This is a genomic window from Agromyces selenitireducens, assembly GCF_052748465.2.
In genome coordinates, this window is sequence record NZ_CM188259.1 from 2,178,668 (window position 1) to 2,203,495 (window position 24,828).

Here is a 24,828-nt window from a genome sequence, read left to right on the forward strand (position 1 = left end):
GTCAGAGCCCGGCGGCCGCGCGCAGGTCGTCGACCCGGTCGAGGCGCTCCCAGGTGAACGCGGGCAGCTCGCGGCCGAAGTGGCCGTACGTCGCAGTGTCGGCGTAGATCGGCCGCAGCAGGTCGAGGTCGCGGATGATCGCGGCGGGCCGCAGGTCGAAGACCTCGCGGATCGAATCGATGATGCGATCCTCGGGCACGTGGCCCGTGCCGAACGTCTCGACGTAGAGTCCCACGGGCGCGGCCGCTCCGATGGCGTAGGCGACCTGCAGCTCGAGCCGGTCGGCGAGCCCGGCCGCGACCGCGTTCTTCGCGACCCAGCGCATGGCGTATGCGGCCGAGCGGTCGACCTTCGACGGGTCCTTGCCGCTGAACGCGCCGCCGCCGTGTCGGCTCGCGCCGCCGTAGGTGTCGATGATGATCTTGCGACCCGTCAGGCCGGCGTCGCCCTGCGGGCCGCCGATCTCGAACCGCCCGGTGGGGTTGATGAGGACCTTGAGCTCGGGGCGGGAGAGCTCGACCGTGTCGAGCACCGGTCGGATCACCAGCTCTTCGACCTCGGCGCGGAGCTGCTCGGTCGACACGCTCGTCGCGTGCTGCGTCGACAGCACGACGGTCTCGATCGTGCGCGCCGTCTGGCCCTCGTAGCCGATGGTCACCTGGGTCTTGCCGTCGGGACGCAGGTAGTCGAGCTCGCCCTCCTTGCGGACGCGGGCGAGCCGCTCGGCGAGCCGGTGCGCGAGCCAGATCGGCACCGGCATGAGTTCGGGCGTCTCGCGCACGGCGTAGCCGAACATGATGCCCTGGTCCCCTGCACCCTGCTGGTCGAGCTCGTCGATGCTCGCGCCCTCGCGCGACTCGTATGCGCGGTCGACGCCCTGCGCGATGTCGGGCGACTGGCCGCCGATCGAGACGGAGACGCCGCACGAGCGCCCGTCGAACCACACGTCGGACGAGTCGTAGCCGATGGACGTGATGCGGTCGCGGACGATAGCCGGGATCTCGACGTAGCCCGAGGTGGACACCTCGCCCGCGACGTGGACGAGCCCCGTGGTCACGAGCGTCTCGACGGCCACGCGAGCGTGCGGGTCGACGGCGAGCAACGCGTCGAGGATCGCGTCGGAGACCTGGTCGCAGATCTTGTCGGGGTGGCCCTCGGTGACGGACTCGGACGTGAACTGGCGCAGTGCGCTCATGCGGAGTGGGGTTCCTTCGTGGGTGCGGCGCCGGGCGCGAGCCGACCGGCGATGATGTCGAGGATGCCGTGCGCCACCGACACCTTGCTGCCTACGACCTCGGCGACCACCGCGTCGTCCGGGCCGATGACCGAGACGGTGTTCTCGTCGGCGGCGAAGCCCTCCGACCAGCCGACGCGGTTCACGATGAGCAGGTCGGCGCCCTTGGCACGCCGCTTCGCACGGGCGAGCTCGACCAGCCGCTCCGGATCGGGCTCGGTCTCGGCGGCGAAGCCGACGAGCAGCGTGCCGTCGTGCGCGCTCGCGCCGAGCTCGGCGAGGATGTCGGGGTTCCGGACGAGCTCGACGGTCATGTGCTCCTCGCCGTCGACCTTCTTGATCTTGCCCTCGCTGACCGTCGCCGGCCGATAGTCGGCCACGGCGGCCGCCATGACGACCGCGTCGGCGCCCTCGGACGCCTCGCGCATCGCGTCGCGCAACTCGAGCGCGGTGGAGACGGCGCGCACGCGGCATCCGCCGGGCTCGGACACCTCGAGGTTCGCCGCGACCAGCGTGACGTCGGCGCCGCGCGCGGCCGCGGCCTCGGCGATGGCGACGCCCTGCTTGCCGCTCGAGCGGTTGCCGAGGAAGCGGACGGGGTCGAGGGGCTCGCGCGTGCCGCCCGCGGAGACGACGATGCGCCGACCCGCGAGGTCCTGCCGATCCGTGAGGGCCGCGCCCCGTCGGCCGCCGGCCTCGGCACGCCGCTCGGCCACCTCGAGCGCGGCACGGACGATCACGTCCGGCTCCTCGAGACGCCCCGGCCCGCTGTCGCTGCCGGTGAGCTGGCCCACCGCGGGACCGACGACCGTGACGCCGCGTTCGCGGAGCGTGGCGATGTTCGCCTGCGTCGCCGGATGCCGCCACATCTCGGTGTGCATCGCCGGCGCGACGACGACCGGCGCCTCACTGGCGAGCACGGTGTTGCCCAGGAGGTCGTCGGCCAGGCCGGCCGCGAGCTTCGCGATGCTGTTCGCGGTCGCCGGGGCGATCACGATCAGGTCGGCCGCCTGGCCGATCGCGACGTGCCGGACCTCGGCGACGCCCTCGAAGAGGTCGGTGTGCACGGGATTGCGTGAGATCGCCTCGAGCGTCGGCCGACCGACGAACCGCAGCGCCGACTCGGTCGGCACCACGTGGACGTCGTGCCCGGCGAGCACCAGCGAGCGCACCACCGACACGGCCTTGTACGCCGCGATGCCGCCGGTGATGCCGACGACGATGTTCAGCGCCATGCGCGCCTGCCGGCTACTCGCCGATCGGGCGGAGGCGCAGCTTGTCCTCGTTGATCTCGTGGAGCGCGACCGACAGCGGCTTGTCGTCGATCGACGAGTCGACGAGCGGCCCGACGTTGTCGAACAGGCTGCCCTCGTGCAGGTCGGCGTAGTAGTCGTTGATCTGCCGCGCGCGCTTCGACGCGAAGATGACCAGCTGGTACTTCGAGTCGACCTTCGACAGCAGGTCGTCGATCGGCGGGTCGATGATGCCGGACAGCTTCTCGGCCATGGAGGCTCCTTACGAGTGAGGCGCACCCTCGGTGCGCGGAAGATCTTGGCGAAGGGCAGCATGACGCCGACCCTTGCGAGGCCGCATCAAGTCTACGACCTTTTGGGCGGCCTCGCGGACCTCGTGGTTCACGACCTGGTGGTCGAACTCCTCGACGGCCGCGAGTTCCACCCTGGCGGTCTCCAGTCGGCGCTGCTGCTCGGCCGGGCTCTCGGTGCCCCGACCGACCAGCCGGCGGACCAGCTCGTCCCACGAGGGCGGCAGGAGGAAGACCAGCGTCGCCTCCGGCATGGCGCGGCGGACCGACCGTGCCCCCTGGATGTCGATCTCGAGCAGCACGCTGCTGCCGGCGGCGATCGCCTCCTCGACGGGACGACGCGGCGTGCCGTACCGGTACGCGTTGTGCACGGTGGCCCACTCGAGCAGCTCGCCGCGCTCGACCATGCGATCGAACTCCTCGTCGGAGAGGAAGAAGTAGTGCTCGCCCTCGACCTCGCCGGGGCGCGGGGCGCGCGTGGTCGCCGACACCGAAAGCTTCACATCGGGGTGGTGCTCGCGGATGTACGCGGCGACCGTGCCCTTGCCGACCGCGGTCGGCCCGGCGAGTACGACCAGCCGGTCGCCGATGCCGCCGTGGTCGGCGATCCACTCGGATGCGAACTCGCGAAGGCGGCGTCGCTGCAGGCGCCCGAGACCGCCGAGCCGCTTGGACGCGGCGATCTGCAACTCTTCCATGATGCGCGCGCACTTGGTCTGCCCGATGGCCGGGATCGAGGTGAGGAACTCGGTCACCCGCAGGCGGCCCTCGACGCCCTCGGGCTCCTCGAACGCGGCGCGCAGCACGTCGAGCGGGCTGCGCGCGCCCGAGGCGATGTCATGCTTCACCGACGCGCGGGCGCGACGGGCGGCGACGGCCGCGCGCGATGCGGCGACGCGGTCGACCTCGGGAGGGGCGGATGCCGCGGAGCGCTCAGACACGCGCCGCTCCGATCTCGTCGGCGCGGCGCACGATCGCGTCGACGAGGCCCTCGGGGCCCTCGCCGAGCAGCGACCGCGACTCGCTCACGATGACGCCCGCGGCGAGCGACCCGTAGATCGCCGCGAGGTCGCGCACCTCCGCTCCCTGGTGCCCGAAGCCCGGCGCGAGCACCGGCAGCACGGGCTGCGCCGGATCGGCCGAGGTGTCGATGCCGGATGCCGGAAGGTCGACCGTCGCGCCGAGCACCACGCCGATCGAGCCCATGGTCCGGTCGGCGGCGTCGTCGCGCGCGGTGTTCCAGGCCGCCACGCCGGAGCAGATCGCGCCGGCGACGGTCGATCCCTCCCGGCTGGACTGCTGCAGCACTGCACGCTGGATCGCCGCGGCCTCGGGGTTCGAGGTCGCCGACAGCACGAACAGGCCCTTGCCCGTGGCATCCGCTCGACGCATGACCGACTCGATCGAGCCGAGGCCCTGGTAGGCGCTGATCGTCATCGCGTCGGACTCGAGGCCCGAGCCGGGCCGCAGCCACGCCTCCCCGTATGCGTCGACGCTCGTGCCGATGTCGCCGCGCTTGACGTCGGCGATCACCAGCAGGCCGGCGTCGCGCGCCTCCGCCAGCACGCGCTCGAGCGCGCCATAGCCCGCGGCGCCGTGCCGCTCGTAGAACGCGACCTGCGGCTTCACGATGCCGGCACGCCCCGCGGCCGCGCCGACGACCCGCAGGCCGAACTCGCGCACTCCCGCGGCGGTGTCGTCGAGGCCCCACTGGTCGAGCAGCGACGCGTGCGGGTCGATGCCGACGCAGAGCCGTCCGTGCGCGGCGAGCACGCCGTGCAGCCGGTCGCCGAACGTGGTGGCGCCGTTCACGCGACCACCGCGGCCGCGCGGCGGCTCGCGTACTCCTGCAGGCTGGTCACCTCGAACCCGCCCTTGACCGCGTCGAGGGAGGCGACCGCCGCAGAGAGCTCGGCGATCGTGGTGAACAGCGGGATGTCGGCGGCGACCGCGGCAGCCCGGATCTCGTAGCCGTCGGCTCGCGCCGATCGCCCGCTCGGGGTGTTCACGACCACGTCGATCTCGCCCCGGTGGATCAGCTCGACGACCGACGGGTCGGACTCGTCGTGCTTCTCGCTGAACTTCAGGACCGTGCCCGACCCGATGCCGTTGCGTCGCAGCACCTCGGCGGTGCCCTCGGTGGCGACGATCTCGTAGCCGAGCTGCTGCAGGCGGAGCACCGGCATGATGACCGCGCGCTTGTCGCGGTCGGACACGGAGACGAACACGCGGCCCGAGATCGGCATGCCGCCGTACGCGGCCAGCTGGCTCTTCGCGAACGCCGTCGGGAAGTCCTTGTCGATGCCCATGACCTCGCCGGTCGAGCGCATCTCGGGACCGAGCACCGAGTCGACCATGGTGCCCTCGGCGGTGCGGAATCGATGGAACGGCAGCACGGCCTCCTTCACGGCCACCGGCGAGTCGAGCGGCACGCGTGAGCCGTCGACCTCGGGCAGCATGCCCTCGTCGACGAGCTCGCGGATCGTCGCTCCGACCATCAGGCGCGACGCGGCCTTCGCGAGCGGGATGCCGAGCGCCTTCGAGACGAACGGGACCGTCCGACTCGCGCGCGGGTTCGCCTCGAGCACGTAGAGCACGCCCGCGCCGATGGCGAACTGCACGTTGAGCAGGCCCTGCACGCCGATGCCCTCCGCGATGGCGCGGGTCGCCTCCCGCACGCGGTCGATCTCGGCGCGGCCGAGGGTCACGGGCGGCAGCGTGCAGCTCGAGTCGCCCGAGTGGATGCCCGCCTCCTCGATGTGCTCCATGACGCCGCCCACGTACAGCTCGGTGCCGTCGTACAGGGCGTCGACGTCGATCTCGATCGCGTCGTCCAGGAACCGGTCGACGAGCAGCGGGTGCGTCGGCCCCACGATCCCGTGTCCTTCGATGCGCGAGAAGTAGTCGCCGAGCGACGGGGTGTCGTAGACGATCTCCATGCCGCGGCCGCCGAGCACGTAGCTGGGACGCACGAGCACCGGGTAGCCGATCTCCTCCGCGATCCGCACGGCCCCGGGCAGGTCGATCGCGGTGCCGTTGCGCGGAGCCAGCAGTCCCGCGCGCTCGAGGATCGCGGAGAACTGGCCGCGCTCCTCGGCGGAGTCGATGGCGTCGGGGCTGGTGCCGAGGATCGGCACGCCGGCCGCCTCCAGGCCCTTGGCGAGTCCGAGGGCGGTCTGGCCGCCGAGCTGCACGACGACGCCCACGAGCTCGCCCGACTGGGACTCGGCGTGGATGACCTCGAGCACGTCCTCAAGCGTCAGCGGCTCGAAGTAGAGCCGGTCGCTCGTGTCGTAGTCGGTCGAGACCGTCTCGGGGTTGCAGTTGATCATGATCGTCTCGAACCCGGCGTCGGAGAGCGCGAACGACGCGTGCACGCACGAGTAGTCGAACTCGACACCCTGTCCGATGCGGTTCGGACCGGAGCCCAGGATCACGACCTTGCGACGCTCGCTCGGCACGACCTCGGTCTCGAGGTCGTAGCTCGAGTAGTGGTACGGCGTGAGCGCCGGGAACTCCCCCGCGCACGTGTCGACGGTCTTGAAGACGGGGCGGATGCCGAGGATGTGGCGCACCTCACGGGCGTCGGCCTCGCCGAAGCCGCGGAGCTGGCCGATCTGCGCGTCGGAGAACCCGTGGTCCTTCGCCAGCAGGAGCGTGTCGGTGTCGAGCGCCTCGGCGGCGGCGACCTGCGCGGCGACCTCGTTGATCAGCACGATCTGGTCGAGGAACCACGGATCGATCTTCGTCGCCTCGAACGCCTGCTCGATGGTGGCGCCCTTGCGGAGCGCCTGCTGCACGAGCACGATGCGGCCGTCGGTGGGCACGGACGCCGCGGCGAGGAGCTCCTCGGCCGATCGTGCCTCGTCCTCCCAGTGGAAGCTCGACCCGCGCTTCTCGAGCGAGCGCAGCGCCTTCTGGAGGGCGGTCGAGAAGTTCCGGCCGATCGCCATGGCCTCGCCGACCGATTTCATGGTCGTCGTGAGGGTCGGGTCGGCGGCCGGGAACTTCTCGAACGCGAACCGCGGCACCTTCACGACGACGTAGTCGAGCGTCGGCTCGAACGACGCCGGAGTGACCTTCGTGATGTCGTTGGGGATCTCGTCGAGGCGGTAGCCGATCGCGAGCTTCGCGGCGATCTTCGCGATCGGGAATCCGGTGGCCTTCGACGCCAGTGCCGACGAGCGCGAGACGCGGGGGTTCATCTCGATGACGATGATCCGACCGTCGGCCGGGTCGACGGCGAACTGGATGTTGCAGCCCCCCGTGTCGACGCCCACGGCGCGGATGATGTCGATGCCGATGTCGCGGAGCTTCTGGTACTCGCGGTCGGTGAGCGTGAGGGCGGGCGCGACGGTGATCGAGTCGCCCGTGTGCACGCCGACCGGGTCGACGTTCTCGATCGAGCACACGACCACGGTGTTGTCGTGCGTGTCGCGCATGAGCTCGAGCTCGTACTCCTTCCAGCCGAGGATGGACTCCTCGAGGAGGACCTCGGTGGTCGGGGAGTCGTGCAGGCCCTGCGTGACGTAGCGGACGAGATCCTCCTCGGTGTACGCGAAGCCCGAGCCGAGCCCGCCCATCGTGAACGAGGGGCGCACGACGAGCGGATAGCCGAGGTCCTGCGCGAACTCCCTGGCCTGCTCGAGGGTCTTCGCGACGTGCGAGCGGGCGACGTCCGCGCCGGCCTCGATCACGAGGTCCTTGAACAACTGGCGGTCCTCGCCCTTGCGGATGGCCTCGACCTTGGCCCCGATGAGCTCGACGCCGTGCTTGTCGAGGATGCCCGCGTCGTGCAGCGCGATGGCGGCGTTGAGCGCGGTCTGGCCGCCCAGCGTCGGCAGCACCGCGTCCGGCCGCTCCTTGACGATGATCGACTCGATCACCTCGGGAGTGATCGGCTCGACGTAGGTGGCGTCGGCGAAGTCGGGGTCGGTCATGATCGTGGCCGGGTTCGGGTTCACGAGGATGACGCGCACCCCCTCGGCGCGCAGCACCCGGCACGCCTGGGTGCCGGAGTAATCGAACTCGGCCGCCTGGCCGATGACGATCGGCCCGGAGCCGATCACGAGGACGGAGTTGATGTCGTCGCGCTTGGGCATTACTCGCCGTTCTCCTTGGTCTGCCGGTTCGCGATGACCATGTCGCGGAAGCGGTCGAAGAGGTAGTTCGCGTCGTGGGGGCCCGCGGCCGACTCGGGGTGGTACTGCACCGAGAACGCGGGGATGTCGAGGCAGTTGAGCCCCTCCACGACGTTGTCGTTGAGGTCGACGTGGCTCACCTCGACACGGCCGAAGCCCTGCGAGGAGTCGCTGATCCGGTCGATCGGCGCCGCCACGGCGAAACCGTGGTTGTGCGCGGTGATCTCGACGCGGCCGGTCTCGCGGTCGAGCACGGGCTGGTTGATGCCGCGGTGGCCGAACGGGAGCTTGTACGTCTCGAATCCGAGCGCACGGCCGAGCAGCTGGTTGCCGAAGCAGATGCCGAAGTACGGCATGCCGGCGCGCAGCGTGGTGCGCAGCAGCTCGACGTGGCGGTCGGAGGCTCCGGGATCGCCCGGGCCGTTCGAGAAGAAGAGCGCATCGGGCTGCAGCGAGAGGATCTCGTCGGCCGTGATCGTCTGCGGCAGCACGTGCACGTCGAAGCCGCGCTCGGCGAGGTACTTCAGCGTCGACGTCTTCACGCCGAGGTCGAGCACCGCGACCGAGCCGATCCGCTCGCCGACGGCGTCGAGCGTGTACCGCTCCCCCGTCGACACCGAACCCGAGAGGTTGCGGCCGGTCATCTGCTCGCCGCCCTGCACGAGCTCGAGCTGCTCGCCGGGCGACAGGTAGGCGTCCTCGCCCGAGAACACGCCTGCCCGCATCGCGCCGAGCGAGCGGATGTGGCGGGTCACGGCGCGCGTGTCGATGCTGCTGATGCCCACGATGCCCGCGGCCTCGAGGTCCGCATCGAGGCTCCGCTGCGAGCGGAAGTTCGACACGACGCGCGAGGGATCGCGGACGACGAACCCGGCGACCCAGATCTTGGCGGACTCCATGTCGTCGTCGTTCATGCCCGTGTTGCCGATGTGCGGCGCGGTCATGAGCACGATCTGGCCCGCATACGACGGGTCGGTGAGGGTCTCCTGGTAGCCGGTCATCCCGGTCGCGAAGACGGCCTCGCCGAGGGTGCGACCGCGCGCGCCGTAGGCGCGGCCCTCGTAGCGTGTGCCGTCCTCGAGGACCAGCACGGCACGGTCGAGGTCGACGGCGGCCGGCGCGGCCTGCTCGTCGACCGGGTTCGGGGTCTCAGGCATCCGAGGCCTCGCTCTCTGCGTTCTCTGCGTTCTCTGCATCCGGCCGCGACGCGGCGGGCGCTGCGGCGATGTCGTTGACGGCGGCGATGACCCTGGCGCTGTCGCCCGGGTACCGGCACCGCAGGTAGCTGTCGACGCGGGTCGGGGCATCGGGCCCCGACCGGTCGTCGACGATCCAGGTGATGGCGACGAGGCCCTGGGGCTCGACCCCGCGATCGATCGCGTAGGTCGCGGTCCCGGCGCCGGCGATCCGGTCTGCCGGCACGTAGCTCGGCAGTTCGCCTGCGATCCGCAGCAGCACGCCCGACGGGTGCACCTCGACGTGCGCGGCGCCGCGGAACGCGAGCCCCTCGACGGCGAGTCGTTCGAGCGGCTCCGACTCTGGAGTGGTGGCGACGTAGAGCGCCTCGACCTCGAGCGTCGGCATGGCGAGGTCGGCCGGGGGCGCGTAGGCGGCGAGCGTCTCGTCTCGCACCGTGCGGCGCCGCCAGGAGCGCAGCATGAGCCACGCGACGACGGCGACGACTGCGACGGCGGCGAGTACGCCCACCCACCACTCAGCCACGCGCGGCCCCCTCGGGGGCGGCGACGCTGGCGGATGCCGCGGCGACCTCGTCGGCGGACCGCACGACGCCGTCGAGCACGGTCGGCACGCCGCGGTGGAAGGTCGCGACGACCCGACCGGGCAGCGTGCGCCCGAGGTAGGGCGAGTTCGTGCTGCGGCCCGCGAGCCGGTCGACGCCGAACTCGCCGGAGGCGGACGGGTCGAGGAGCGTGAGCTCGGCGGCGGAGCCGGCGGCGACGGGCTCGCCGTGCCCGGCGAGTCGGCCGATTCGCGCGGGCGTCGCCGAGAGCACTCGCGCGACATCCGCCCAGTCGATCAGGCCGGAGTCGACCATCGTCTGCTGCACGACCGCGAGCGCCGACTCGAGGCCGACCATGCCGTTCGCCGCGGCGTCCCACTCGCACTCCTTCGCCTCGACGGGGTGCGGGGCGTGGTCGGTCGCGACGATGTCGATGGTTCCGTCGGCGAGCGCGGCGCGCAGCGCCTCCACGTCCTCCCGGCGGCGCAGCGGCGGGTTGACCTTGAAGCGCGGGTCGTACCCGGCACCCTGCCTTCCGTCGTCGCCGCGTCCGGCGATCAGCTCCTCGGTGAGGAGCAGGTGGTGCGGGGTGACCTCGGCGGTCACGTCGATGCCGCGGGCCTTCGCCCAGCGGATGACCTCGACGGAGCCGGCCGTGGAGACGTGGCACACGTGCAGGCGCGAGCCGACGTGCTCGGCGAGGAGGACGTCGCGCGCGATGATCGACTCCTCGGCGACGGCGGGCCACCCCGCGAGGCCGAGCTCGCCGGAGAGTGCGCCCTCGTTCATCTGCGCGCCCTGCGTGAGGCGGGGCTCTTGCGCGTGCTGGGCGATGACGCCGTCGAACGCCTTGACGTACTCGAGCGCGCGGCGCATGAGCAGCGGGTCGAAGACGCAGAACCCGTCGTCACTGAAGACGCGCACGCGCGCGCGTGAGGCGGCCATCGCGCCGAGCTCGGCGAGCTGCTCGCCCTTCAGCCCGACGGTGACCGCGCCGATGGGCTGCACGGTCGCGTAGCCGGCGGCCTCGCCGAGCGAGAGCTCCTGCTCGACGACGCCCGCGGTGTCGGCGACGGGCGAGGTGTTCGCCATCGCGAACACGGCCGTGAAGCCGCCCACCGCCGCGGCCTGCGTGCCGGTCAGCACGGTCTCGCTCTGCTCGTACCCGGGCTCGCGGAGGTGGGTGTGCAGGTCGACGAGGCCGGGCAGGGCGACGAGCCCGTCGGCGTCGATCACCGTGGCGCCCGCGGCATCCGTCACCGAGCCCACCTCGGCGATGCGCCCGCGCTGCAGCAGGATGTCGGCACGCTCGCCAGTGGGCAGTGCGGCGCCGCGGATGAGGAACGTCTCGCTCATCGGGTCTCACCCCGTTCGCCGGACAGCAGCAGGTAGAGGGCGGCCATTCTCACTGATACTCCGTTCGCAACCTGCTCGCGCACCGTGGACTGCGAGGAGTCGGCGGCGCGAGCGGCGATCTCGAACCCGCGATTCATCGGGCCGGGATGCATGACCATCGTAGTCGTGGGCAGCTGGGCGAACCGGCGGTCGTCGAGCCCCCATGTGCGCGAGTACTCGCGGCTGTTCGGGAAGAACGCGCCGTGCATGCGTTCCGCCTGGACGCGGAGCATCATGACGACGTCGGGCGACGCGGCGAGCGCCCGGTCGAGGTCGTAGTCGACGGATGCCGGCCAGCCGGACACGTCGACCGGCACGAGGGTCGGCGGCGCGACGAGGGTGACGTCGGCGCCGAGGGTCGCGAGGAGCCACACGTTCGACCGGGCGACGCGGGAGTGGAGGATGTCGCCGACGATGACGACGCGGACGCCGTCGAGGTCGCGGCCACGGGATGCGGCGCCGTGCAGTCGCCGCCGCATCGTGAACGCGTCGAGCAGGGCCTGCGTGGGGTGCTCGTGGGTGCCGTCGCCGGCGTTGACGACGCCGGCGTCGATCCATCCGCTCGTCGCCAGGGTCTGCGGCGCACCCGAGGCGGGGTGGCGGATCACGACGCCGTCGGCGCCCATCGCCTGGAGGGTCTGCGCGGTGTCCTTGAGGCTCTCGCCCTTCGAGACGCTCGAGCCCTTGGCGCTGAAGTTGATGACGTCGGCCGAGAGCCGCTTCGCGGCGGCCTCGAACGAGATGCGGGTGCGCGTGGAGTCCTCGAAGAACAGGTTGACGACCGTGCGGCCCCGGAGGGTCGGCAGCTTCTTGACCTCGCGATCCTGCACGGCCGCCATGTCCACGGCCACGTCGAGCAGCGCGATGGCCTCGTCGCGCGGGAGGTCGCGCGTGCTGAGCAGGTGCCTCATGCGTCGCTCCCCTCGATCGTGACGGCGTCGTCGCCGTCGACCTCGACGAGGCGGACGTTGATGCGCTCGCGCGTGGAGCTGGGCAGGTTCTTGCCGACGTAGTCGGCGCGGATCGGGAACTCGCGATGTCCGCGGTCGACGAGCACCGCGAGCCGCACCGCGCGGGCGCGGCCCAGGTCGGCGAGGGCGTCGAGGGCGGCGCGGATGGTGCGGCCCGAGTAGAGCACGTCGTCGACGAGCACCACGACCCGGCCGTCGATGCCCTCGCCGGGCACGTCCGTCGGATGCGTCTCGCGCACGGGGTTGCGACCCAGGTCGTCGCGGTACATCGTCACGTCGAGGGCACCGGCGGGCACGTCGACACCGGCGATCCGGGTCACGATCCGGGCGAGTCGTTCGGCGAGCGCCACGCCGCGCGTGGGGATGCCGAGGAGGACGAGATCGTCGGGGCCCCTGTTGGCTTCGAGGATCTCGTGCGCGATGCGGGTCAGCGCCCGCTCGAGGTCAGCCTGCTGCAGCACGGTGCGCACAGTCATGCGGACTCCCTTCTCCGCCTCACGGGACGGACTTCAAGGTTGTCGGTCGGTCGATCCTACCAGCGTCGCACGCACGGCTCGGCGGCACGGCTCGCACGATATCGGGACGGACGAGGGGCGGGTCGCATCGCGCCCGCCCCTCGTCCGGTTCCCTGCAGGCACGGCCTCACCTGGCGCTCTTCGGGCCGTGCAGCGCGCGCGATGCGATGACCAGCGCGGCCGCGATGAGCACGACGTTCTTCGCGACGTACTGGCCGAGCAGCGTCGGGCCGGCCGTGGTCACGAGGTCGCCCGTGAAGAACACGATCGGCGAGAGGATGCCGACGAACGCGACGGCGAGCATCACCAGGCCGAAGCGCGCGAACACGCCGGAGATGAGTGCGAGGCCGGCGACGGTCTCGATCACCGCGGTGAGCACCATGGCGAGCTGGCCGCCGACGATGCCGAATGTGAGCACGCCCCAGGTGGCCTGTACGAGCGGCTCGAGCGGACTGGCGCCCGGAACGAACTTCAGGACTCCGAAGGCGACGAAGACGGCGCCGAGGGCGACCCGCAGCGCCGGGATGCTCCAGCGCTCGAGGAACGCCTTCAGGGCGGCCTCTGCGTCGGCGGCGTGACCGAGGATCGAGCTCACCCGTGCGGAGACGGGACGGTGCGCGACCGGGTGAAGCCCGGTGGGCGTGGAGAGCGTGGACATTGGCGTGCTCCTTCCAGAGCGGTTCGATGACGTGACGGATGCCGCGAACGGGCACCATCCCAGTGAATCGATCCGCCGAGTGGAGGGAATCCGGGTGAACGCCGGTTTCCGACGAGGGACTGCACGGCGTGTCCGGCGGTGTCGCCCCGGAGGTCGCTTCAGGGCGGGCACGGCGATCGACCCCGTTCGGGGGACCCGCCGCAGGGGTGGGGCGGTCAGCCCTTCGAGTGCGAGATCGACGCGAGGAGGCCGTTCACGAATCCGGCCGAATCATCGGTCGAGAGCACCGTCGCGGCTTCGACCGCCTCGGCGATCGCGACCGCGTCGGGCACCTCGTCGTTGTAGAGGATCTCCCAGACGCCGATGCGGAGCAGGGCGCGGTCGACCGCGGGCATGCGCTCGAGGGTCCAGCCACGCGAGTTCGTCGTGATGGCCTCATCGATCTCGTCGCGGTGGTCGACGACCCCGTCGACGATCTCGCGCGCGTAGAGCCACGACGCCTGGCGTTCGGGCTCGTTCACCGCGCGCTCGGCCTCTGCGACGAGCAGCTGCTCGACGGGCACCTGCCGCATGTCGGCCGCGTAGAGCAGGTCGAGGGCGCGCTTGCGCGCCTTCGTGCGGGCGCTCACTAGTCGTTCACGCGCCCGAGGTACTCGCCCGAGCGGGTGTCGACCTTGACGCGGGTGCCGGTCTCGAGGAAGAGCGGCACCTGGATCTCGTAGCCGGTCTCGACGGTCGCGGCCTTGGTGCCGCCCGTCGAGCGGTCGCCCTGCAGGCCCGGCTCGGTGTAGGTGATCTCGAGCACGACCGACGCGGGCAGCTCGATGTAGAGCGGATTGCCGTTGTTCAGGGCGATCGTGACCGCCTGGTTCTCGAGCATGAAGTTCTTGGCGTCGCCGACGACCGTGGCCGGGACCGTGAGTTGGTCGTAGTCGGTCGTGTCCATGAACACGAAGCCGTCGCCGTCGTTGTAGAGGTAGGTGAAGTCGCGGCGGTCGACGTTCTCGATGTCGACCTTGGTGCCGGCGTTGTAGGTCTTGTCGACGACCTTGCCGGTGACGACGTTCTTGAGCTTGGTGCGCACGAACGCGCCGCCCTTGCCGGGCTTGACGTGCTGGAACTCGACGACGCTCCAGAGCTGGCCGTCGATGTTCAGGACGACGCCGTTCTTGATGTCAGCGGTGCTTGCCATGGGGGTTCCGTTCGGTGGAGGACGGGGAAGTCGTGGGCGCACGTCGAGGCGTGCGACCGACCGAGTCTAGTCGAGACCTACGGATGACGCAGGAGCCAGTCGATCGCGAGCCGGTACGAGTCTGCGCCGAACCCCGCGATGACGCCGGTCGCGACGCCCGAGACCACGCTCGTGTGCCGGAACGTCTCACGAGCGTGTGGGTTCGACAGGTGCACCTCGACGAGCGGGACGCCCGCCGTCTTCAGCTGCGCCGCGGCATCCCTCAGCGCATAGCTGTAGTGCGTGAACGCGGCCGGGTTGAGCACGACCGGGACCCGCCGGTCGACCGCCTCGTGGATCCAGCCGATGAGCTCGGCCTCGTCGTCGGTCTGGCGCAGGTCGACCTCGACGCCCTCGGGCACGGATGCCGCGAGCCGGTCGCCGATGTCCGCGAGCGTCTCCGACCCGTAGACCTCGGGCTCGCGCGAGCCCAGCCGGCCGAGGTTCGGCCCGTTGAGCACGAGGATCGTCGTCATGCTCGAAGCCTAGCCACTCGTGGCGGTCGGGGAGCCCGCGAAGCCGGCGTCTCGAGAGCCCGTTCGCGGCTCAGGACGCGATCTCCTGGTAGGCGGCGAACAGCAACGACTGGTCGGGGGCGAGCATGACGGTGGGCTTGGCGAGGTCGTCGAGCACGATGAACCGCAGCTGCCCGGCGCGCGCCTTCTTGTCGCGCTGCATGGTCGCGAGCAGCGTGTTCCACCGGCCCGCCGGGTACGACGTCGGCAGGCTCAGCAGGTCGAGGACGCGGCGGTGCCGGTCGGCGACCTCGTCGGAGAGCCGCCCCGACAACCGGCCCAGCTCGGCCGCGAACGCGAGTCCGACCGCGACCGCGGCACCGTGTCGCCACTGGTACCGCTCGGCGTGCTCGACGGCGTGGCCCAGCGTGTGCCCGTAGTTCAGGATCTCCCGCAGCCCCGCCTCGCGGAAGTCCTCGGAGACGACCTCGGCCTTCATCCGGATCGAGAGCTCGACCACGCGGCGGAACTGGGGCGTCGACGGGTCGGTCGCGGCATCCGGGTCGGACTCGATGACGTCGAGGATCTCGGGGTACCGGATGAAGCCGGCCTTCACGACCTCGGCGAAGCCGGCGAGGATCTCGTTGCGCGGCAGCGTGTCGAGCAGCGCGAGGTCGCAGAGCACGGCCGCGGGCGCGTGGAAGACGCCGACGAGGTTCTTCCCCTCGTTCGTGTTGATGCCGGTCTTCCCGCCGATCGCCGCGTCCACCATGCCGAGCACGGTCGTCGGCACCTGCACGATGCGCACGCCGCGCAGCCACGTCGCCGCGACGAAGCCCGCGAGGTCGGTGATCGCTCCTCCGCCGAAGCCGACGACCACGTCGGTCCGGGTGAAGTCGGCCTGGCCGAGGATCTGCCAGCAGAACGCCGCGACCTCGACGCGCTTGGCCTGCTCGGCGTCGGGCACCTCGGCGAGCAGCACCTCGTACCGGCCCACGAGCGACTCGCGCAGTTCGGCGGCGCGCGCCCCGAGCGTCGGCGGGTGCACGATGAGCACCTTCGCGGCGGCCGGGCCGATCGCGTCGGCGAGCCCCCCGAGCACGTCGCGGCCGATCACCACGTCGTACCCGTCGTCACCGCCGACCCGGATCGTCGTCGCCTCGGTCTCGCTCATGCACGTGCCCCTGCCCACTCGGTGATCTGGTCGACGATCCGCGCGACCGAGCGACGCGAGGTGTCGATCGCGAGCCCTGCGACCTGCTCGTACAACGGTCGGCGCTCGTCGCGGATGCGGATCCAGCGGTCGAGGCCGCCCTCGGCCAGCAGCGGGCGGTTGCCGCCCGAGAGCCGAGGGGCCACCGCATCGGCGGACACCTTCAGCCACACCACGGGAAGCGCCGCGAGGTCGTCGCGCGTGTCGGCGTCGAGGACGGCACCGCCGCCGAGGGAGACGACGGCCTCCTCACGGAGCGCCTCGGCGACGACCTCGCGCTCGATCACCCGGAAGTACTTCTCGCCCTCGCGGTCGAAGATCTCGTCGATGGGTCCGTACCGCTCGACGATGCGCTGGTCGGTGTCGATGAACGGCGCGCCGACGGATGCCGCGAGCCGGGCCCCGACCCGCGACTTGCCCGCGCCCATGGGACCGACGAGCACGATCGGCAGCGCCACCGGCTTCGGCGCCGCTCCGGCCGCTCGCCGCTCAGGCACGGACCGCGTCGGACGCCGCGACCCCGCTCGCCAGCGAGTCCGGGATCGCCGCGAGGTACGCCTCGAGGTTGCGCCGGGTCTCGGCGACCGAGTCGCCGCCGAACTTCTCGAGCACCGCATCGGCGAGCGTGAGCGCGACCATGGCCTCGGCGACCACGCCGGCCGCGGGCACCGCGCAGACATCCGACCGCTGGTGGTGCGCCGGCGCCGCCTCGCCCGTGGCGACGTCGACCGTGGGCAGCGCATGCGGCACGGTCGCGATGGGCTTCATGCCCGCGCTGACCCGCAGGACGGTGCCCGTCGACATCCCACCCTCGGTACCGCCCGCACGGTCGCTCGCGCGGACGATGCGGCCGTCGGCGAGGTGCAGCTCGTCGTGCGCGGCCGAGCCGCGCCGGGTGGTGGTGAGGAAGCCGTCGCCGACCTCGACGCCCTTGATGGCCTGGATGCCCATGAGCGCCGCGGCGAGCTTCGCGTCGAGCCGGCGGTCCCAGTGCACGTGCGACCCGAGCCCGGGCGGCAGCCCGTAGGCGAGCACCTCGACGACGCCGCCGAGCGTGTCGCCGTCCTTGTGCGCGGCGTCGACCTCGGCGACCATGCGCTCGCTCGTGGCGGGATCGAAGCACCGCAGCGGGTCGGCGTCGAGTGCGTCGACGTCGGACGGCATCGGCAGCGGGCTGCCCTCGGGCACGCGGACCGGGCCGATCGCGACGGTATGCGACACGAGCCGGACGCCGAGCTCGGCGAGGAACGCGCGGGCCACGGCGCCGAGCGCGACCCGCGCCGCGGTCTCGCGGGCGCTGGCGCGCTCGAGCACCGGACGGGCCTCGTCGAAGCCGTACTTCTGCATGCCGACCAGGTCGGCGTGACCCGGCCTCGGCCGGGTGAGCGGGGCGCCGCGGCCCTTGCCCATCGTCTCGGGGTCGACGGGGTCGGCACTCATGACCTGCTGCCACTTCGGCCACTCGGTGTTGCCGATGCGGAGCGCGACGGGGCTGCCGAGCGTGAGCCCGTGCCGGACGCCGCCGGAGACCGCCAGTTCGTCCTGCTCGAACTTCATGCGGGCGCCGCGCCCGTAGCCGAGCTTGCGGCGCGCGAGATCGGCGCGGATGTCGTCGAGGGTGACGGGAATGCCGGCGGGGAGTCCTTCGAGGATCGCGACCAGCTCGGGGCCGTGCGATTCACCGGCGGTGAGCCAACGGAGCATGCCCACCATCCTCCCACAGCAGGATCAGGCGACCCGCCGCATGACGTCGAGGACGCCCTCCTCGTCGGGCAGCTCGGCGAGCGGATCGCCCGTGAGGAAGATCCGCACCTGCAGCAGCGCCTGGTGCACGAGCATGCCGAGCCCGTGGGCCACGGTCCCGCCCTGCTCCGTCCATGCGGCGGCGAGTGCCGTCGGCCACGGGGCGTATGCCACGTCGAGCAGCGGGGCCGCGGCGAGTTCGTCCGAGGGCCGGAGGCCGAGGTCGGTCCCGCCGGGAACGGTGCTGATCACGAGGTCGGCTCCGCCGGCCTCGACGATGCGCGCGAGCTGCCGCACCTCGATGACGAGCCCGAGCGCGTGACCCAGGTCGACCACGGATGCCGCGCGGCCGGCGTCTCGCACGTACACGTCGACGCTCGCGGCGCCCAGCTCGGCCATGGCGACGAGTGCGGAGGCAGCGGTCGCTCCCCCGCCGATCAGCACGCCGTGCCGGATGGATCGGACCCCGAGGTCGCCGAGGGCGCGGACGATCCCGCCGATGTCGGTGTTGAACCCGAGCCGACGGCCGTCGGGCGCGAGGAGCAGCGTGTTCACCGCACCCGCCCGCGCGGCGAGGCGCTCCACGTCGTCCGCAAGGGCCAGCGCCTCGGGCTTCAGCGGCATGGTGAGCGAGAGCCCGCGCCAGTCGGGTCCCAGTCCGTCGAGGAACGCGGCGAGCCCGCCCTCGCCGATCTCGACGCGGTCGTAGCTCCAGTCCAGTCCGAGACGCTCGTACGCTGCCCGATGCAATCCCGGGCTCTTCGAGTGGGCGATCGGCGAGCCGAGCACCGCCAGCCGGCGGCGGCCGTCATCGAGGCGGGGTGGCTGGCCCGCGGCATCCGTCGACGAGGTCGACATCTACTGGTTCTCCTCCAGGTACTGGTAGAACCGCTGCACCGCCTGCTCGTGCTCGGCGAACGTCGCGGAGAACACCGTCTCGCCGGTCTCGAGGTTCACGGTGACGAAGTAGAGCCACGGTCCGTCGGCCGGGTTGCGCGCGGCGTCGATCGCGACGTCGCCCGGGTTGCCGATCGGTCCCGGCGGCAGGCCCGGGTGCACATAGGTGTTGTACGGGTTCGATGCGTCGGCGCGTTCGGCGTCCGTCGTGGTGACGAGCGTGTCGTCGCCGGTGCCGTAGTGCACGGTGGAGTCGAACTGCAGGAGCCCGCTGTCGAACTGCGCCGGATCGAGACGGTTCTGGATGACGCGCGACACCTTGTACGAGTCGGCCTCGGAGCCGGACTCACGCTCGATGAGCGACGCGATGATGATCGTCTCCCAGCGGTCCTCGGGCGGCACTCCGGCCGCGTCGAGGGACTGGAACGTTCGGTCGACGAGGGTCCGGATCACCTCGTCGGCGGTGACGTCCGGGCCGAACGTGTAGGTCGCGGGGAACAGGAACCCCTCGACGCTCGTCGCCTCGGCCGGGAGCCCGAGCGCCTGCGGATCGGCCGCGGCCGCCTGGAGCTCCTCGAGCGGGATCCCGGTCGCCGCGGAGGCCGCCGCCAGGGCGTCGCGCGCCCACAGGCCCTCCTGGATCACGAAGGTGTTCTCCATCTTCGTCGCGGGGTCGAGCAGCGCGTCGAGCGCGGCCTCCGCGCTCATCTGGTTCGCGAGCCCGTAGGCGCCGGGATAGAAGGTGGGCGCCTCGTCGCGAGAGCGCATCTCGTCGATGAACGCCTCGGCGGATGCCACGATGTCCTGCTCCTGCAGGTTCGCCGCGATGGTCTCGCCGCCGTCGCCCTCGTTGATCATGAACACGACCTCGCCGGTCCCGGCGCCGGAGTAGTCCTCCGGGGGCTGGAACCGGTCCATCACCGCGTTGATCGGGCCCTGCAGGAAGAACCACGCCGCGACGACGAGTCCCGCGAGCACGAGGAGCGCGACCAGGCAGCCGAGCGCGCCGCGTCCGCGGCGGCGTTCCTCGACCTCGTGCTCGTCGAGGTCGAGGGCCGCCGCCGAGCGGCGGTCGGCGCGGGCCGAGCGGGGCGCGGGGTCGTCGTCCCACGGGTTCAGCAGGTCGGGTTCGGGACGCCGCTCGGCCCCGTCCGGGCGGGGATCGCGCGGGTCGCGACGGTCGGACCGGGACCAGCGCTCGTCGGGTACGACCTCGTCGCGGGGCTCCGGGACGTAGGCCTCCGGATCGTGCCGGGGGGCGGCGCTGCGGTCGCGTGGGCCGGGGCCGTTCGGGTCTCGGCCGTACGGGTCTCGGCCGTACGCGTCTCCGCCGTACGCGCCGCCGCCGTACGGGCCTCGGCCGTACGCGTCTCCGCCGTACGCGTCTCGGCCGTACGCGTCTCGGCCGTGCGCGTCGGTCGACGACGTGGTGCGCTCACCCGCGGCCGAACCGGACTGCGGACGGCGACGATCCGCGCCGGCACCCGAGGGGTCGGAGTGGTCGCGATCAGTCCGGGCGTCGCCACGCGATCGCTCGTTCGCCTCGTCCGCCACGCGGCGCCGTTCGGCCTCCGCGGCGGCACGCCGCTGCTCGGCCTCGCGCAGCTCGCGCCGGCTGCGAGGTGCCGGCGGGTCCTGCCGCGGAGGCACGGGCGCGGAGCCGCTCGGCGGCGTCTGCGGAGCGCCTCCGGCGAGGATGGCGTCCCAATCGGAGGAAGGCTGCGGATCGGAGCCGCGTCGCTGCCCTGGGGGGAGCTGGGTCACGGGGGTGAGAGCCCTTCGTCGGCGGAGATCGTTCGTCCGGGAGCGGTGCCCGATGCGCGTTCGGCATCGATGGCGTGTTGCAGAATGATAACGGCTGCCGCTTGGTCGATGATGGGACGCTGCTTCCGGGACGACTTGCCAGCCGACCGGAGCGCCTGCTGCGCGCTCACGGTCGACATCCGCTCGTCGACCAGCCGAACCGACGCACCGGCGGCGGCGAGCCGCTCGGCGAACCCCACCGCGTCGTCGGTCGAGGCCGTCGACGCCCCCGAGAGGGAGAGCGGGTTGCCGACCACGAGTTCGATCGCGTCGTACTCGCCCGCGAGCTCGAGCACCCGACGGACGTCGGCAACGCCGTCGGCGCTGCGCGGCACCGTCTCGACCGGGACCGCGAGGGTCGCCGTCGGGTCGCACCGGGCCACGCCGATGCGAGCCCGGCCCACGTCGATGCCGAGGCGGACGCCGGGCCGCAACGTCATCGAGGAATCGCCGACCGCGCCGCCTCGAGCGCGGCCGGGACGGCCGTGAGGTCGCTGCCGCCGCCCTGCGCCAGGTCGGGCTTGCCGCCGCCCCCGCCGCCGAGCGCCGATGCCATCGCCTTCGCGAGCGCGCCGGCATTCGCACCGGCGTCGCGCGCGGCCGGCGAGGTCGCCGCGATCGCGAGCGGCTTGCCGGCCACCTCGCCCACGAGCGCCACGACGGATGCCGCGTTCCCCAGACGCCCGCGCACCGCGGTCGCGAGCGACCGCAGCTCGTCACCCGAGCCGAGGGCGCCGACGGGCTGGACCACCACCAGCAGGTCGCCGATCCGCTCGGCCTTCGCCGCGAGATCCGGGACGCGGTCATTCAGCGCCTTGGCCTCGAACTGCTGGATGCGCTTCTCGGCGGCCTTCAGGTTGGAGACGAGCTCGCCGACGCGGTCGACGAGGTGCTCGGGACGGGTCTTCAGCGTCGAGGTGAGCTCGTTGACGAGCGCGCGCTCTGCCGCGAACCGCCGGAACGCGTCCTGCCCGACCAGCGACTCGACGCGGCGGTTGGATGCGCCGACCGACGACTCGCCGATGATGCTGATCATGCCGACCTCGGCGCTTCGCGCGACGTGGGTGCCGGCGCAGAGTTCGCGCGACCACGGGCCGCCGATGTCGACGACGCGGACGACGTCGCCGTACTTCTCGCCGAAGAGCGCCATGGCGCCGAGCGCCTTGGCCTCGTCGATCGGCATCTCGCGCGTGACCACCTCGAGGTTGTCGCGCACGGCGTCGTTCGCGATCTCCTCGATCTCGCTGCGGGTGGAGGATGACAGCGCCTGGTTCCAGCCGTAGTCGAGGCGCAGGTAGCCCGCCTTGTTGAACGAGCCGGACTGGTGCGCGTGCGGCCCGAGCACCTGGCGGAGCGCGGCGTGCACGAGGTGCGTGCCGGAGTGCGCCTGCGTCGCGCCGCGGCGGTAGAACTCGTCGACGAGGGTGGTCGCGGGCACGCCCACGCCGACCTCGCCGGACGTCACCTTCACGGTGTGGCTGATGAGCCCCTTCACGGGCTTCTGCACATCGAGCACCTCGAGCTCGAACCCGTCGCCGACGATGCGGCCCTGGTCGGGCGCCTGGCCGCCGGACTCGGCGTACAGCGACGTCTCGGCGAGCACGACCTCGGCGGTCTGGCCCTGGGTGGCCCTCGTCGTCGGACGCCCGTCGACGAGGATGCCGAGCACGGTCGAGTCCGTCGCCAGGTCGGTGTACCCGGTGAACACGGTCTCGCCCTTCGCCCGCAGGTCGGCGTAGACCGACAGGTCGGCGAGGACCTTCTTCTTCGACTTCGCGTCGGCCTTCGCGCGCGAGCGCTGGTCGGCCATGAGCGAGTCGAACGCGTGGCGGTCGACCGACAGGCCTGCCTCCTCGGCCATCTCGAGCGTGAGCTCGATCGGGAAGCCGTACGTGTCGTGGAGCAGGAACGCGGTGTCGCCGGCGAGCAGCTCGGACCCCGCGCCCTTGGTCTTCGTCACGGCCTGGTCGAGGATCGCGGTGCCCGAGGTGAGGGTCCGCAGGAAGGTCTCCTCCTCGCCGAGGGCGAGCTGCTCGATCTGGCGGTAGTTCGACTCGACCTCGGGGTAGGCGGACTTCATCGCGTCGCGCGATGCCGCGAACAGACGCCGGAAGGTCGGCCCCTCGACGCCGAGCAGGCGCATGGCCCGGATGCTCCGGCGGAGCAGCCGGCGGAGGATGTAGCCGCGACCCTCGTTCGACGGCGTGACGCCGTCGCTCATGAGCATGAGCGCCGAGCGCACGTGGTCGGCGATGACGCGCATGCGCACGTCGTCGTCGTGGTCGGCGCCGTAGCGGCGACCCGAGAGCTCGGCGGCGGCGTCCAGGACGGGACGGACCTGGTCGATCTCGTACATGTTGTCGACGCCCTGCTTGATGAACGCGACGCGCTCCAGGCCCATGCCGGTGTCGATGTTCTTCTTCGGCAGTTCCTTCACGATGCGGAAGTCGGTCTTCGACTTCACGTCGTCGATCAGGTACTGCATGAACACGAGGTTCCAGATCTCGACGTACCGGTCGTCGTCGGTCGCGGGTCCGCCGTCGATGCCGTACGCGGCGCCGCGGTCGAAGAAGATCTCCGAGCAGGGCCCCGCGGGACCGGGCTGCCCGGTGTGCCAGTAGTTCGTGTCCTTGCCGAGGCCCTGGATGCGGTCGTCGGGGAGGCCCGCGACGCGTCGCCAGATCTCGCGCGCCTCGTCGTCGTCCTCGTAGACGGTGACCCAGAGGTCGCCAGGGTCGAAGCCGTAGCCGCCTTCGGCCTCGGGGCTCGTGAGGAGCTCCCACGCGAACGCGATGGCACCCTCCTTGAAGTAGTCGCCGAACGAGAAGTTCCCGTTCATCTGGAAGAACGTGCCGTGGCGCGGGGTCTTCCCGACCTCCTCGATGTCGTTCGTCCGGATGCACTTCTGCACGCTCGTCGCACGGTCGTAGGGCGCAGGCACGAGACCGGTCAGGTACGGCACGAACGGCACCATGCCGGCGACCGTGAACAGCAACGAGGGGTCGTCGGACACGAGCGAGGCCGACGGCACGACCGTGTGGCCTCGCGCGGCGAAGAAGTCCAGCCAGCGCTGGCGGATCTCGGCAGTCTGCATGGTTCCGTTCTGGTTCAGGGGAGAGGTGGAGCGTCCCGTCGTCGCGGGAATGGGGTGCGAGGTGCGCCGGCGCGGCGCAGGTCAGGCTTCGTCGGCGGCGCGGAGCTCGGCGTCGCGGGCGTGGTAGCCCTCGGCGACGGCGCGGCCGAAGGCGCGCGCCTTGGCGTCGAGGCCCGCGAAGAACTCGCGGCCCTGGGCCGTGCGGTTGACCTGGTGCGCGACGGCGAACCCCGTCGCGACGCCGACGGCGAACCACAGGATGCTCTTCACGTCTCACTCCTCGGTGGGGGCTGGCCTGGACGCGTGCGGTGCGCACGCGCATCCACCCAGTCTAGGGCGTGCGCCCTGCTTCGCGCGGGGTACGACGAACGGGGCCGCGGCGAACCGCGACCCCGTTCGGTGCACTGCCGACTAGCGGGCGGCGTAGTACTCGACGACGAGCTGGACGTCACAGGTGACGGGCACCTCGATGCGCTTCGGGCGACGAACGAGCTTGGCCTGCAGCTTGTCGAGCTCGACCTCGAGGTAACCCGGGATCTTGGGGAGCACGTCGACGTGGCCGCCGGCCGCAGCGACCTGGAAGGGCTCGGTGCCCTCGGACCGCTGCTTGACGCCGATGATCTGGCCCGGCTTCACGCGGAACGACGGACGGTCGACGAGCTTGCCGTCGACGGTGATGTGGCGGTGCACGACGAACTGGCGGGCCTGCGAGATGGTGCGAGCGAAGCCGGCGCGGAGCACGAGTGCGTCGAGGCGCATCTCCAGGAGCTCGACGAGGTTCTCACCGGTCAGGCCGTCGGTGCGGCGGGCCTCGTTGAACGCGATGCGAAGCTGCTTCTCGCGGATGCCGTACTGGGCGCGGAGGCGCTGCTTCTCGCGCAGGCGGACCGCGTAGTCGGAGTCCTGCTTGCGCTTGGTGCGGCCGTGCTCGCCGGGGGCGTACGGCCGCTTCTCCATGTACTTGGCGGCCTTCGGGGTGAGGGCGACGCCGAGCGCGCGGGAGAGGCGGGTCTTGCTTCGGGACTGGCTGGTCACGATGTCCTTTCGGAGGATTCTCGAACGGTGTGGTTCCGGGCGCGCGAGGCGCCGGAAAGACTTGTCAGAGGGGTTCGCCACGGACGGACCGGCTACAGGTCGCGTCCCTTCGCCGTGGAAACCGCGCAGCCGCACGCGAGAATCTGGCTTCAGGCCAAC

At 71.7% G+C, this 24,828-nt stretch carries 24 protein-coding genes; all 24 read right to left on the reverse strand.

All coding sequences use genetic code 11. The annotated features are described in order from the left end of the window. Window position 1: 1 nt before the first annotated feature. A complete protein-coding gene (gene metK / locus ACULK4_RS10110; protein ID WP_445964301.1) occupies window positions 2-1,195 on the reverse strand; it encodes a methionine adenosyltransferase in 1,194 nt (397 codons plus the stop codon). Further along, window positions 1,192-2,469: a bifunctional phosphopantothenoylcysteine decarboxylase/phosphopantothenate--cysteine ligase CoaBC gene (gene coaBC / locus ACULK4_RS10115; RefSeq protein WP_445964302.1), complete on the reverse strand. Its 1,278-nt coding sequence runs from the start codon at window positions 2,467-2,469 to the stop codon at window positions 1,192-1,194. The genes metK and coaBC overlap by 4 nt, the downstream gene beginning before the upstream one ends. A gap of 13 nt (window positions 2,470-2,482) precedes the next feature. Beyond that, window positions 2,483-2,740: a DNA-directed RNA polymerase subunit omega gene (rpoZ, locus tag ACULK4_RS10120; protein ID WP_067947279.1), complete on the reverse strand. Its 258-nt coding sequence runs from the start codon at window positions 2,738-2,740 to the stop codon at window positions 2,483-2,485. Window positions 2,741-2,749: 9 nt separating this feature from the next. Continuing rightward, window positions 2,750-3,718 carry a guanylate kinase gene (gene gmk / locus ACULK4_RS10125; RefSeq protein ID WP_445964303.1) on the reverse strand — a complete coding sequence of 323 codons (969 nt, stop codon included), beginning with the start codon at window positions 3,716-3,718 and terminating at the stop codon, window positions 2,750-2,752. Further along, on the reverse strand, window positions 3,711-4,589 hold the full coding sequence (pyrF, locus tag ACULK4_RS10130) for an orotidine-5'-phosphate decarboxylase (RefSeq protein WP_445964304.1): 879 nt from the start codon (window positions 4,587-4,589) through the stop codon (window positions 3,711-3,713). Before pyrF ends, gmk begins: the two co-directional genes overlap by 8 nt. Next, a complete protein-coding gene (gene carB / locus ACULK4_RS10135; protein WP_445964305.1) occupies window positions 4,586-7,879 on the reverse strand; it encodes a carbamoyl-phosphate synthase large subunit in 3,294 nt (1,097 codons plus the stop codon). The genes pyrF and carB overlap by 4 nt, the downstream gene beginning before the upstream one ends. Next, on the reverse strand, window positions 7,879-9,075 hold the full coding sequence (gene carA, locus ACULK4_RS10140) for a glutamine-hydrolyzing carbamoyl-phosphate synthase small subunit (RefSeq protein WP_445964306.1): 1,197 nt from the start codon (window positions 9,073-9,075) through the stop codon (window positions 7,879-7,881). Before carA ends, carB begins: the two co-directional genes overlap by 1 nt. After that, on the reverse strand, window positions 9,068-9,640 hold the full coding sequence (locus ACULK4_RS10145) for a PH-like domain-containing protein (RefSeq protein WP_445964307.1): 573 nt from the start codon (window positions 9,638-9,640) through the stop codon (window positions 9,068-9,070). The genes carA and ACULK4_RS10145 overlap by 8 nt, the downstream gene beginning before the upstream one ends. Then, entirely contained in the window at window positions 9,633-11,015 is a 1,383-nt protein-coding gene (locus ACULK4_RS10150; RefSeq protein ID WP_445964308.1) for a dihydroorotase, read from the reverse strand. Before ACULK4_RS10150 ends, ACULK4_RS10145 begins: the two co-directional genes overlap by 8 nt. After that, a complete protein-coding gene (locus ACULK4_RS10155) occupies window positions 11,012-11,965 on the reverse strand; it encodes an aspartate carbamoyltransferase catalytic subunit (protein WP_445964309.1) in 954 nt (317 codons plus the stop codon). Before ACULK4_RS10155 ends, ACULK4_RS10150 begins: the two co-directional genes overlap by 4 nt. Continuing rightward, the gene (gene pyrR, locus ACULK4_RS10160; protein ID WP_445964310.1) at window positions 11,962-12,501 is read right to left on the reverse strand and encodes a bifunctional pyr operon transcriptional regulator/uracil phosphoribosyltransferase PyrR; all 540 of its coding nucleotides are present in this window, start codon (window positions 12,499-12,501) and stop codon (window positions 11,962-11,964) included. The genes ACULK4_RS10155 and pyrR overlap by 4 nt, the downstream gene beginning before the upstream one ends. A gap of 166 nt (window positions 12,502-12,667) precedes the next feature. Next, window positions 12,668-13,198 (reverse strand): DoxX family membrane protein, encoded by a 531-nt coding sequence (locus tag ACULK4_RS10165; RefSeq protein WP_445964311.1) that lies wholly within the window; start codon window positions 13,196-13,198, stop codon window positions 12,668-12,670. Window positions 13,199-13,413: 215 nt separating this feature from the next. After that, window positions 13,414-13,827, reverse strand: a complete 414-nt coding sequence (gene nusB, locus ACULK4_RS10170) for a transcription antitermination factor NusB (protein WP_445964312.1) — start codon at window positions 13,825-13,827, stop codon at window positions 13,414-13,416. Further along, the gene (gene efp, locus ACULK4_RS10175; protein WP_445964313.1) at window positions 13,827-14,390 is read right to left on the reverse strand and encodes an elongation factor P; all 564 of its coding nucleotides are present in this window, start codon (window positions 14,388-14,390) and stop codon (window positions 13,827-13,829) included. The genes nusB and efp overlap by 1 nt, the downstream gene beginning before the upstream one ends. Before the next feature lie 77 nt (window positions 14,391-14,467). Continuing rightward, window positions 14,468-14,905, reverse strand: coding sequence for a type II 3-dehydroquinate dehydratase (locus ACULK4_RS10180; protein ID WP_445964314.1), 438 nt, complete (start codon window positions 14,903-14,905; stop codon window positions 14,468-14,470). Window positions 14,906-14,975: 70 nt separating this feature from the next. Continuing rightward, window positions 14,976-16,058: a 3-dehydroquinate synthase gene (aroB, locus tag ACULK4_RS10185; RefSeq protein ID WP_445964315.1), complete on the reverse strand. Its 1,083-nt coding sequence runs from the start codon at window positions 16,056-16,058 to the stop codon at window positions 14,976-14,978. Then, window positions 16,055-16,594: a shikimate kinase gene (locus ACULK4_RS10190; RefSeq protein ID WP_445964316.1), complete on the reverse strand. Its 540-nt coding sequence runs from the start codon at window positions 16,592-16,594 to the stop codon at window positions 16,055-16,057. The genes aroB and ACULK4_RS10190 overlap by 4 nt, the downstream gene beginning before the upstream one ends. Further along, complete coding sequence (gene aroC / locus ACULK4_RS10195) at window positions 16,587-17,801, reverse strand: chorismate synthase (protein WP_445964317.1); 1,215 nt, start codon at window positions 17,799-17,801, stop codon at window positions 16,587-16,589. The genes ACULK4_RS10190 and aroC overlap by 8 nt, the downstream gene beginning before the upstream one ends. Before the next feature lie 24 nt (window positions 17,802-17,825). After that, window positions 17,826-18,698 (reverse strand): shikimate dehydrogenase, encoded by an 873-nt coding sequence (locus ACULK4_RS10200; protein WP_445964318.1) that lies wholly within the window; start codon window positions 18,696-18,698, stop codon window positions 17,826-17,828. Then, a complete protein-coding gene (gene mltG / locus ACULK4_RS10205) occupies window positions 18,699-20,387 on the reverse strand; it encodes an endolytic transglycosylase MltG (protein ID WP_445964319.1) in 1,689 nt (562 codons plus the stop codon). It abuts the gene before it with no gap. Window positions 20,388-20,497: 110 nt separating this feature from the next. Next, window positions 20,498-20,980 carry a Holliday junction resolvase RuvX gene (gene ruvX, locus ACULK4_RS10210; protein WP_445964320.1) on the reverse strand — a complete coding sequence of 161 codons (483 nt, stop codon included), beginning with the start codon at window positions 20,978-20,980 and terminating at the stop codon, window positions 20,498-20,500. Continuing rightward, window positions 20,977-23,634, reverse strand: coding sequence for an alanine--tRNA ligase (gene alaS / locus ACULK4_RS10215; RefSeq protein ID WP_445964321.1), 2,658 nt, complete (start codon window positions 23,632-23,634; stop codon window positions 20,977-20,979). The genes ruvX and alaS overlap by 4 nt, the downstream gene beginning before the upstream one ends. A gap of 81 nt (window positions 23,635-23,715) precedes the next feature. After that, complete coding sequence (locus tag ACULK4_RS10220) at window positions 23,716-23,904, reverse strand: hypothetical protein (RefSeq protein ID WP_445964322.1); 189 nt, start codon at window positions 23,902-23,904, stop codon at window positions 23,716-23,718. Between the two features lie 141 nt (window positions 23,905-24,045). Next, window positions 24,046-24,669: a 30S ribosomal protein S4 gene (rpsD, locus tag ACULK4_RS10225; protein WP_445964323.1), complete on the reverse strand. Its 624-nt coding sequence runs from the start codon at window positions 24,667-24,669 to the stop codon at window positions 24,046-24,048. Window positions 24,670-24,828 lie beyond the last annotated feature (159 nt).